Genomic DNA, 8,424 nt, shown 5'->3' with positions numbered 1-8,424 from the left:
CTGTTAAGTGTACTTGATAGAGCATTTTTGGCGTAAATTCTTTTCTTCCTTGCATGTTTAAATTTACATAAAAGCACGCTTTTTAATGTTTCCTTTTTGTTATATTTGAGCAGTTGTGCAACAAGCACACACGCTACAAGCAATTTGGGCATTTGGCTTAATGGAAAAATTGGTCTTGTATTTGGAAGATTTGGCAAATCCGAAGATAAGGCTTAATTTAATCCCAAACTTCTTGTAGCGCGGGAACGTTGGCTGCAAGTGTACCAGACCACAATTAATGACAGATAAAATCAATATGACAAAACACATTTCTGCTTATAGACGACAAATGGGAACTGAATATGAAAAGTTACACCCGGAAATCCAAAAACGATTCGACTTTTCAACAACAAACAACATTGCATTTATAGGTAAAGGAACAATGGAGAACATTTGGAATGGGAACAAAATTGCAGTTTTTCTATTAAAAATTTTATCTAAAACAAACATACTTTTTCCTAGAATTGGCCAAAACATAGAATACGAAATTCATAATTACCCATATTTGGACAACTTCGGGCGAGAGGTTCACTCAATGAACAGAGTTTTTTACTTTCCAGATGAAGAACAACGATTTGACGGGACAGCTACTTATAGTGAAACCAAACAACACATTGTAGAATATTTAGGTCTTGACCATCGAATAGTATTTGAAATGGGACTAAAAGCTGAAAATGGAGCAATTAGGTTTACTTCGGGTAGACAATTCGCCTTTATGGGTGGAGTAAAATTACCCGTCCCAAGTTTGGTAAGAGGCGATATTGACCTTCTGGAATGGTATGACGACGAGAAAAAACGATTTTATTTGGACTTGAAAGTGAAAAGTAGATTATTTGGACCACTTTTTGGCTTTACAGGCTGGTTTGATGCAGAATATAAGAATTTTAAGGGACATACAATCCCTGAAAAGTTCAAACCGACAAGAAATGAGAATAGAGAATAAACGAATAGAAAAAACATCGCTCCCGCACGAATCCTTTCGTGTGTGCTTTTGAATCCGAACTCACTCGTTTCCCCAACTGGCGCTCGTTTGCAACGAGTGCCTACTATACATTGTTATCCAAAAGTAGCGTTTGCAACGCGGTTAAAAAACAATAATGATTTTTATGGTAAATTAGTATAGACTTTTTGAAGTGACCTGTTCTTCTTTGTCACGCATTCTCTCATGAATTTATTTTCATCACCAGTCGTAGACACACGCCAGCTCCCCGTAGTGTTCCATTCTTTATTGAGAAGGAGTAGAGGTAACTAAATATTCTTTGATGCTTTGTAATCTTTTTTGGTTATTTTTGAAAGTATATAAACGTAACAAACATTTGCATATACACCCAATTTTGGGTAGATTGTCGCTACTTTGTAGCGTATATAAAAAAGTTGTAGGCAATTTTAGAGAACCAGGCCAACAGACAAAATGATGAAATTTGAAAAACATTTTCCAACTGAACAACTAAAATCCTACATCAAATATTTTGTAGTGTCGGAGAATGAATTGGAAAATGAGTATAAAGTTTTCCCATCATCAGGACTTGTTATTGGCTTTCAATACAAAGGACAACTTTCCACCATAAAAGACAACAGTGAAAGCAATCTAGCAACAGCAGGAATAACAGGAATTACTGACGGCTATAAAATCTTTAAAAATTCAGCAAAGACAGGAACTATATTGGTTTACTTTACTGAAATTGGCTTTACCCATTTTGCTTCAAATCCTGCCAACGAACTCTTTAACTTAAGTCTTTCACTTGACGACATTTTTGATAAAAACAGCATAACGGAAGTAGAAGAAAAATTAGCAATAGCCAACACAGATAAACTTCGAATAAAAATTGTTGAGCAGTTTTTAGTATCTCAGCTTAAAGACATTCAAACAGATAAATTAATTCTTGAAGCGGTTAAACTCATTTACCAGATTAATGGAACCATTCGTATAAAAGAACTGAACGAAAAGCTGTTTATCAGCCAGAGCCCATTTGAAAAACGGTTTAGAAAACAGGTGGGAACAACAGCTAAAAAATTTGCTTCTATTGTTCGTTTCAATGCAGTTCTTGACAATTTAAAGGGAACTAAAACACTGACTGAAATCTGCTACGAAAACAATTTTTTCGACCATGCTCATTTTATTAAAGACTTCAGACAGTTTACGGGAGACACCAACTGGCGCTCGTTTGCAACGAGTGCCTGCTTAAATTGTTATCCCAAAAAGTAGCGTTTGCAACGCGGTTAAAAACAATAATGATTTTTATGGTAAATTAGTATAGGCTTTTTGAAGTGACCCGTTCTTCTTTGTCACGCATTCTCTCATGAATTTAATTTTCATCACCAGTCGTAGACACCCCCTTTTTAAGCTCTTCAATAAAATAAGAAGGCGGCATTTTGGCTTTGGCTTTAAAAGCATGCACAAAACGTTGCGTAGTACTAAAGCCGGCCTCTTCTGCTAAGGCCGTATTAGTATAATTCCGGACTTTACGGTCTTCTTTTAGCAAACCGATGATATAATCGATTTTGAGGTCATTGATATACTCATTAAAACCTTTACCCTTATGATGGGCAATAATCTGAGACAAATAAGTTGTATTGGAGTTGCAAATGGCGGCTAGCGTAGACAGTTTAAGGTCTTTGGCAAGGAACTTTTTTTCCTGTTCAAACACATCCAGTTGTTTTAAGATAAAGATGACAGTCTCCGCAGCAATTTCAGTAAGATGGGAATGGTTGATTTTTATTTTTGTTTTGCCTTTGTTGGTTTCGTTTTTTTCAAGCATTAGTTTTTCAAACTTCTTTTTATATTTTTTTCTTTTAGTAAGCAGACTGTAAGTCAGGTAAAATAAAAAGAGGCACAACAGCACTATGGTGCCCACAAGAAAATACAGGTTGTATTGTTGATGTAGAAACTGTTGCCGGATATGTTCCTTTTCACTCAGCAATTGTTTCGTATCATATTCTTTATGCAGTTTGCCGGTTAAGTATTCATAAGTAGCATCCAGCACGTCGTCAGCTTTGAGCAGTTGATCCACATAATGCAATTGTTGGGTTAAGTTATGGGTTTCCTTATGATGCGAAATCAAAAGTTCATAAGCTTCCCGCAAATCAGGACGTATATACCCCTTAGAAGTAAAAGCCTGATCGACTTTCTCAAAATAGAGCAGGGCTTTTTCTGTTTTTTTTAGGCTCTGGTAGCTTTTGCCCATATAAAAATAGGCAACGGTTTCATTGCCAAAATCTTTGTTGGCGCGAATGGTGGCAAGCGAAGATTCAATATTTTTTAGGGCAAGGCCGTAATTTCCTTTAAAATAGTCATTGATTCCTTCAGAATGCAGAAAATAAGCCTCCATATCGGGACTGTCCAGTTTTTTGCTTTCAGAAAGGCCAATATTATTCGTCTGTGAACAGCGTACATAGTTGCCAATTTTGTTATAACAAACACTTAAGGCATGCAGGGAATTTAAATAAGGTCTCGGTTCGCCTCCTTCAAAATAGAGGATACAGTCTTTAAGATACGAAATAGCCTCGTCATAATACCCTAAATAATATTTGACTAAGGCGATATTGTATTTCACCTTATGAATCAGGTAGTCATCATCGGTTTTAGAAATATAATTGTTGGCAAGGATATAATGGTTCAGGGCTTCTTTTTGTTGTTTTAATCCGTAGTAAACAATGCCTTTAGACAGGTAAGCAGAGCCAATTAAGGCATTATCAGCAGTCTTTTTGGCAGTAAAAAGCATACTGTCAGCATACACCAGTCGCAGTCTTTCAGGAGATTGATGCAATAAGTTTTGATAAGCATTGACCGTTTCTGCTGCATTTTTTTCATGAATAGCCTTTCGCAGGTAAGCATACAGATACACACTGGCAGCAGAACTGTCAGTTTTAAGGGTATAGATTTTTTCATCCAGATACGCATAACTCTTTCTCATTAAGGAGTCAGGAAGTTTAGGACTGTTTTTTTGGGCAGAAAGAACTTGTACTAATGATAAGAATACCAAGAGCAAATGGTTGTAATTCATAAGGGCGGATAATTTGAGCGTACTTTAATTTAATAAATCGGGATTAAGGGATGATAACAACCGGAGCAGGTACACGGCTGAATCAAATATAAGGGAAACAAGTAAAATAGGGGCTGGTAAAGACAAAAATAGATATGGATTTTAATGGAATCCATATAGTAATCTTTTAAAACACACAGGCATTGCGTTGTATGGCATTGCTGCACCCAATAGATTTGTTCCGAATTCAAATGCAAAATAGTTAGGCATCGTGCTTAATAAAGTTCTGCTGTCCCGGGTAAAAGCAACAGAGAAATAATTTCTCATTCACTTACAAACAACCAAAATGAAAAAAAATCTAGTAACCCTTATGACAATGCTTGCGTTCATTTCATGTGATAGGGAAGCAGTTTCCGAAAATGTGCAGACAGCCCAAAAGCGTAAGACTATCGAAAGCGAAAGTATAGCGCAGGAAGCAGGCACAGCAGATGCTGCTGAGATAAAAGGAAAATTATTTTACAAACTGATGACCGAATATACCCAAAACTACGGTTTTCCAAATTCCGTTGAAGAATTGACAAATCAGGTCCGGTACATTGCAGAAAATTGGGAAAATAACCAACAGGAAGTAGAAACCGGGTCAATCACGCCCCAGTACATGAACCGTATTATGCAGAATCCAAATGCTGTACTGGCTGATGTAGCAGAAAACAAAGCATTAAGTAAAGAAGCCGGAACGGCTCTGATAAAGCTGATAGAAAATTTGATTGAGGTATCAGATCAGGACTACAAGGAAATCAGTGATGGTATTGAATCTTATAAAGCAGCTGTAAAAGAAAATGCGGCACTCACAGAAGAAGATAAAGAAATTATAGTATCAGTTGCGGTAATTTCCAGTTATGCCCTGTATGCCGAATCAGGCCGTAAAGACAGGGACTGGGAAACTTCAGTCGCAAATAAAAAAGCGTCCTCTTTTTTTAATCGCAATCAGGCACCGCTCATTGCTGTAATAGCATTAATAGATCGGTTGATCTAAAAATAGAGAGAAAGTTTTTTTTTTGATTTAGCCTGAAATGAGGCAGGAATAAAACAGATCCGTTCTGTAGCAGCGGCCTGTTTTGTACCGCTTCATTTTTCCACAAAATCAGTCACTGTAGGGCAAGATTTCAAATGCTATTCAACTGTTTAACAATGATCGGAGAGATAGTAAGGAGTATATTTAAAAAGGAACCTGTCTTAGGTTTACAGGCGTATTACGTTAAACTGGATAAGAAAAAACGGATTATTAAGAAATGTTTTAAAATAAACAATTGTGTCGTGATAATGCTAAAATCGGGCACTTTCGAAATAAAATTACAGGATGCTGCATACAAGTTGTTGCCTCAGGAGGTACTGATAATTTCACAAAATGAAAGAAGCAGTCGAATCATAACTTCAGGGAAACTTCATATATTTTTAATGGCGTTTAGTATTGATTATTTATTTCAGAATGATCTGGAAACCTTTTGTTTTCTTATTAGTGGCGGTACGGTCAAATCAAAATGGTATGAAGAGGAATTTGAAGCGATAGTACAGCTGTTTAAGTTGGTTTGTATTGTAAACAAGAGTAAAAATCCGGCTCAGAAAATAGAATTACAGCGTATTATGGAAATTTTGCTTTTCAAACTGGCTTCAGTATATACAGACCAGATATCAGATAGGGTGTCAAAGACGGGGAGAAGAGAGAAGCTGACAGTACAGTTTCATTTGTTGCTGAAAGAGCATTGTAGAACCCGGCACAATGTTGGTTTTTATGCAGATAAATTATGTATCACTGCCGGATACCTAAATAAGATAGTAAAACAGGTAACAGGACATACAGCGAAAAATTTAATTGAGCAGATGATCGTGATAGAAATAAAAAAGCAGCTTCAAAATAAAGAATGGACGCTGATGGAAATTGCAGAACAGCTGGGATTTAATGACCTGCCCTCTTTTAGTACTTTTTTTAAAACACATACCTCAGTAGCACCCTCAGAATATCGGTCTCAAATGGGGAACCGTTTTTAAACCAATAAACAGCCAATAAGAAGTAACCATGAACTACATAAAACACCTGACAGAATTTTTCGACAAAGTTTCAGTTGATAAAACACTTAATCCGACACACATTAGTTTATACATGGCATTATTCCAGTCATGGAATCGCAATTTTTTTAAAAATCCAATTAGTATTTCACGTGATGAAGTGATGCGAATCAGTAAAATAAGCTCGAAGGCAACATATCATAAATGTCTAAAAAATTTACATATTTTGGGATATATACAGTATGAGCCATCTTTTAATTCATTTAAAGGAAGTCAGGTACATATAATTCCCTTAAGACTTAAAAAAGAATAAAAGAAAGCCCATTCCAATTTTGGAATGGGCTTTTCAGGTGTAGGAAAAGATTATCTTCTGTATTTTGTACTTAGAATTTTAAATACAAAAGATAATGTAAAACTAACGGCAGCGCCGATAACAGCAAGAAGCACTGTTTTTAAAACATCTTCCGAGTTTAAATTGGGAAGGATACTTAAAAATGTACCACTTGCAGTTGATAAAGTGGTGTTGCTGACTGTCATTTTATTCATCATTTAGGGTAGTAATTTGACTCACGGCAGACAAAATAGTCCCGGCAACAATCAGATAGTTTGCAAAAGTTACCAGGCCGTGCGGTAAACCTGCCGGGGCTGTCATCAGGGCACCGCCGGCTGCAGCAATTGACAGGCCGATGTTGCGTAATAGTTTAAAAAATTTTGGTGTTGGAGCCGTAGCTCTTTTTATTACATTCATGATTTTTAGTTTTAAGATTGTACAAGTAATAACACATTGTCATTTTTGTTCACTATAGGGTAAACTAAATTTTTTAGTTTGGTAAAGGCTGCGCGTGACATAGTGCCAGTGCCTGAACCGGACAATTTTGTGACGGGTGCAATGCATCCGTTAAGTTCTCGTAAAGCATTATTTGCAGGATGAAACAGAATAAAGCTTCTGCTTGCTACCTGAAGCACTTCAAGATGCCATCCAAATTTTCTGCTGTACCGTTTCGTGATGAAATATTCTCCTTCAGGAATGCAGGAAACTTGTTGAATATTGTTTTTCCAGGGCAGTTCAATCGTAAAACAGATGAGTTTGCCTTCATATTCAAGTCTGCCATTCGTTCCGTTAGCAAAATAAGTTCGGGTTAACTTCAGTACCATTTTAGACACCGCTTACCTGAACCAGTGACAATGGATTGCTTGCTCCGCTTTTCAAGGGGTACATCTGTCCGTTGATTTCCTGATAAAATTCAATACCTAATGCAAGAAATAAGGGTTTGGTACTCGCAGGGGTAATAGGGTTCGTGTGCTGAATCGCAGCGGTCAGAACTGTATTCCAGGGTAATAAGGCAGTTTCAGAATTACTGCCTGTAAAAGTTTCAGCTTCAAAATCAATTTCTGCCCCTGCCGAAATGATTTTATAATGAGTAGTACCGCTTGGGGCTGCAATCATATTAATGGGTACAAAAGGAGCTATGTTTATAGTTAAATCGCCTGTTAATCGGTCAATTGTTGCCGTATAAGGTGCGTACAAAATAGTTCCTAGTTTTCCATTAATGTTGAAATCAAACCCGGAAAGCAGCTCGGCTTCCCCATCGATAACATTCCGCAAGCCTCTGGCACTGGTAACATCTGCCTGAATAACTTTAACCATTTGCGTTGTAAGTCGGCTTACCATCTTGCTGTCAGCAGAATTGATTAACACAGAGCGCAGGGCGAGACGTAAAACTTTACCGGCTTTTCCTGCCCTTCCGAACTCTGAACCGTTTTCACGGGTGCGCTGAAATGCCGGATCGGTTGCAATTCGGCTCGCATCGATGCCTCCTTTTTCTCTTGCAATATACCCGTCTTTTGATTTGTAGAAGGTAATGTCTCCTATTGTACCCTTCAATTTGATAATTCCTTTCTGTCTTGCCATAATGTTTAATTTTTTGGGTTAATAATAAATTCATTAATTCAAATTCATCTCGACAATCGTTGCAACTAAATCCCGAATGATTGAGGCAAAGGTTCAGTTATAATTATAAGAATTCAAAGACAGGCAGTTAGAAACCAAACAAAAACATACAAAATCGACTATTTTAGTATGTAAGATTATTCTTTATTTAGACTAAATTTGTAATGTATAGCTATAACAGGATTTATTTAATAATCTGTATAGTTATTTTAGGTGTCTTGTCCTGAAATAGCTATACACAATTCACGAGTGTATGGAACACAAGGAACAGGAAGTTTATGCTCCCCGGGATCGTAAACAAAGTCATTATGACAAAAGATTGATTTTAAGAGTTGTAAAGGAAGTGGAAGCGGGTCTTCCACGCAAGGAAGCCAACCGTATTTA

General features: G+C 36.9%; 10 protein-coding genes. 5 read left to right on the top strand and 5 right to left on the bottom strand.

Annotated elements, in window-relative coordinates; genetic code table 11:
* Nucleotides 1–295 precede the first annotated feature (295 nt).
* Together JE46_RS23705 and JE46_RS23700 are read left to right on the top strand one after the other, a co-directional pair.
* Nucleotides 296–982 carry a DUF4166 domain-containing protein gene (locus tag JE46_RS23705; protein WP_167343468.1) on the top strand — a complete coding sequence of 229 codons (687 nt, stop codon included), beginning with the start codon at nucleotides 296–298 and terminating at the stop codon, nucleotides 980–982.
* A 468-nt stretch (nucleotides 983–1,450) separates the two neighbouring features.
* The gene (locus JE46_RS23700) at nucleotides 1,451–2,245 is read left to right on the top strand and encodes a helix-turn-helix domain-containing protein (protein ID WP_035137101.1); all 795 of its coding nucleotides are present in this window, start codon (nucleotides 1,451–1,453) and stop codon (nucleotides 2,243–2,245) included.
* A 100-nt stretch (nucleotides 2,246–2,345) separates the two neighbouring features.
* Here JE46_RS23700 and JE46_RS23695 read toward each other — a convergent pair whose 3' ends face one another.
* Nucleotides 2,346–4,043 (bottom strand): helix-turn-helix domain-containing protein, encoded by a 1,698-nt coding sequence (locus JE46_RS23695; RefSeq protein ID WP_031457775.1) that lies wholly within the window; start codon nucleotides 4,041–4,043, stop codon nucleotides 2,346–2,348.
* A gap of 325 nt (nucleotides 4,044–4,368) precedes the next feature.
* Here JE46_RS23695 and JE46_RS23690 point away from each other — a divergent pair, with 325 nt between their 5' ends.
* From JE46_RS23690 to JE46_RS23680, 3 genes are all read left to right on the top strand, one after another.
* Entirely contained in the window at nucleotides 4,369–5,058 is a 690-nt protein-coding gene (locus JE46_RS23690) for a hypothetical protein (RefSeq protein WP_031457774.1), read from the top strand.
* A gap of 155 nt (nucleotides 5,059–5,213) precedes the next feature.
* Nucleotides 5,214–6,071, top strand: a complete 858-nt coding sequence (locus JE46_RS23685) for a helix-turn-helix domain-containing protein (protein ID WP_167343467.1) — start codon at nucleotides 5,214–5,216, stop codon at nucleotides 6,069–6,071.
* 28 nt (nucleotides 6,072–6,099) lie between these two features.
* On the top strand, nucleotides 6,100–6,402 hold the full coding sequence (locus JE46_RS23680) for a hypothetical protein (RefSeq protein WP_051873010.1): 303 nt from the start codon (nucleotides 6,100–6,102) through the stop codon (nucleotides 6,400–6,402).
* A 50-nt stretch (nucleotides 6,403–6,452) separates the two neighbouring features.
* Here JE46_RS23680 and JE46_RS24380 read toward each other — a convergent pair whose 3' ends face one another.
* Genes JE46_RS24380 through JE46_RS23660 form a run of 4 tightly spaced genes read right to left on the bottom strand, consistent with a single transcriptional unit; the run spans nucleotide 6,453 to nucleotide 8,001 of the window.
* Nucleotides 6,453–6,626, bottom strand: a complete 174-nt coding sequence (locus tag JE46_RS24380) for a hypothetical protein (RefSeq protein ID WP_167343466.1) — start codon at nucleotides 6,624–6,626, stop codon at nucleotides 6,453–6,455.
* A 1-nt stretch (nucleotide 6,627) separates the two neighbouring features.
* Nucleotides 6,628–6,837, bottom strand: coding sequence for a hypothetical protein (locus JE46_RS23670; RefSeq protein WP_031457770.1), 210 nt, complete (start codon nucleotides 6,835–6,837; stop codon nucleotides 6,628–6,630).
* Between the two features lie 11 nt (nucleotides 6,838–6,848).
* Nucleotides 6,849–7,244, bottom strand: a complete 396-nt coding sequence (locus tag JE46_RS23665; protein WP_031457769.1) for a DUF5675 family protein — start codon at nucleotides 7,242–7,244, stop codon at nucleotides 6,849–6,851.
* A gap of 1 nt (nucleotide 7,245) precedes the next feature.
* Entirely contained in the window at nucleotides 7,246–8,001 is a 756-nt protein-coding gene (locus tag JE46_RS23660; RefSeq protein ID WP_031457768.1) for a hypothetical protein, read from the bottom strand.
* Nucleotides 8,002–8,424: the final 423 nt, after the last annotated feature.

It is taken from the genome of Flavobacterium chungangense LMG 26729 (assembly GCF_000735715.2).
GTDB classification, from domain to species: Bacteria; Bacteroidota; Bacteroidia; order Flavobacteriales; family Flavobacteriaceae; genus Flavobacterium; species Flavobacterium chungangense.
This window is presented reverse-complemented; position numbering and strand designations above follow the sequence as displayed.